Raw genomic sequence first — 2,028 nt, forward strand, 5'->3', positions numbered from 1 at the left:
ATATTAACATTTGTATGGGAGTAGTTTTACAGTGAATGTTGTTTTTTCATCATCACTATATACTTCAATTGTTCCTTTATGCAATTCGACTATACTTTTTGCAATAGCTAATCCAAGTCCAGATCCACCAGTGTTTGTAGAGCGAGATTTCTCAACGCGATAAAAACGCTCAAAAATATGAGGTAAATCCGTACTAGGAATAGGTTGTCCGTAATTTGTTATATCAATTGTAATCATATTATTGCTTTCATAAGCAGTAAGGTCAATATAGCGACCTTCGCTTCCATAAGCGATAGCGTTTATAATAAGATTTTCAAACACACGCACTAATTTTTCACCATCAGCTAATACCATGAGCTTTTGAGATGGGAAAGAAGGTCGACATTCTATATTTGCTTCTTGAAATTGTATACGGAATTGAACAGTTAATTGCCCAAGTAACTCTACTATGTCAATAGGGACAGAATACAAGCTTAACTCTTTATTTTGAACACGTGTATATTCGAACAAGTCATTCATTAATGCATTAAGACGAGTTACTTTATCGTAAATGACTTGAATATAGTATCGCAATTCTACTTCATCTCTATAATTATCATGATGGATTAAATTTACGTATCCAACTATAGAAGTAAGGGGAGTGCGTAAGTCATGTGATACATTTGTAATAAGTTCACTTTTTGCTTGTTCCGCTTGTCTTTCTTCATCAATGGAGACTTTTAATTGTTCAACAATTTCATTGACCCCGATTGCTAATTCTTCTAGATAATTATGATTTACAATAGAAACTTTATGATTGAAGTTTCCATTTGCAATATAACGAATTTCTTCTATCATTTTTTTAATACAAGTTTCATAGTAAAGTTTTTTCTCGTGACGATAAAAAATGTAAAGATAGGATGAAAAAATAGAAAATAAAAACAAATAAGATACAATCATCATCCATAACGATTCTTTAATCCCTTTATACTTTTCATAACCAAAAATTCGAATGAATTCTTTACCGAGTTCAGTTAGAGTAAGTGAACTCTCAATTACACTCGTAACGAGGCGATAAATAATTAATTCAGTAATAGGCGTGAGTGTGATAGCTAATAAGAGCCAAAAAATAAGTTTCCATTTAGGGATATCTTTTAATATATCAAATGCTTCATTTCTCAATTTTATAGCCAACTCCCCAAACAGTGTGAATAAATTTTTCTCCATTTATTACTGTTTCAAGTTTATCCCGTAAGTTGCTAATATGGACCATTACAGTCTTATTTGAACCGTAACCATCTTCATTCCAAACGCGTTCAAAAATTTCTTCTGAACTAAATACTCTTCCTGTATTACTTGCAAGCAAATATAAAATATCGAATTCAATAGAGGTTAGTTTAATATACTCTCCATTTACTTTAACAGTATGATTATGTTTGTGTATTTCAACAGAGCGAATACGAATAATACCATCTTCATTCTTTTGCGAAGTAGCGTTTTGGAAAGAGGATCTTCGTAATAAAGCTTTCACTCTTGCTACTAATTCTAATGGATTGAATGGCTTGATCATATAATCATCGGCACCTGTCATAAGACCTAATATTTTATCCATATCTTCTGCTTTTGCACTAAGCATTAGAATTGGTACAGTATTATTTTCACGCACTTCCTGACAAACTTCTAATCCGTTTCGTTTTGGCATCATAATATCCAAAATCATAAGGTCAACTTCATATGTAGAAACCTTTTGCAATGCTTCATCGCCATCATAAGCTTTATAAATGTTATAGCCTTCATTTCGCAAATAAACAGCAAGTAATTCAACAATTTCTTTATCATCATCAATAATTAATATGTTTTTATTCATTGTGTAGTTCCTTTCCTTACAAATCATCAACATTACTATAATATCAAACATTTATGTACTTGTAGCGATGATTCTGTATAAAATTTCATGTAACGTATTAAAAAGGAGTAAAAAGATTAATAACGAATATAAAATAACAAGGATATTTAGATTCCACATTATAATGAAAGTTAGTTATAAGG

General features: G+C 30.8%; 2 protein-coding genes. Both read right to left on the reverse strand.

Annotated features, from left to right (window positions below; all coding sequences use genetic code 11):
* Positions 1 to 3 precede the first annotated feature (3 nt).
* Positions 4 to 1,161: a sensor histidine kinase gene (locus tag ABWK52_RS29095; protein ID WP_001243309.1), complete on the reverse strand. Its 1,158-nt coding sequence runs from the start codon at positions 1,159 to 1,161 to the stop codon at positions 4 to 6.
* The gene (locus ABWK52_RS29100; protein ID WP_001038807.1) at positions 1,151 to 1,846 is read right to left on the reverse strand and encodes a response regulator transcription factor; all 696 of its coding nucleotides are present in this window, start codon (positions 1,844 to 1,846) and stop codon (positions 1,151 to 1,153) included. The genes ABWK52_RS29095 and ABWK52_RS29100 overlap by 11 nt, the downstream gene beginning before the upstream one ends.
* Positions 1,847 to 2,028 lie beyond the last annotated feature (182 nt).

This window comes from Bacillus sp. AP50, from assembly GCF_040492675.1.
Classification (GTDB): Bacteria; Bacillota; Bacilli; order Bacillales; family Bacillaceae_G; genus Bacillus_A; species Bacillus_A cereus.

Coding starts and splice junctions, on each gene's coding strand:
- ABWK52_RS29100 (WP_001038807.1), bottom strand. CDS start 1,846: ATGAATAAAAACATATTAATTATTGATGATGATAAAGAAATTGTTGAA.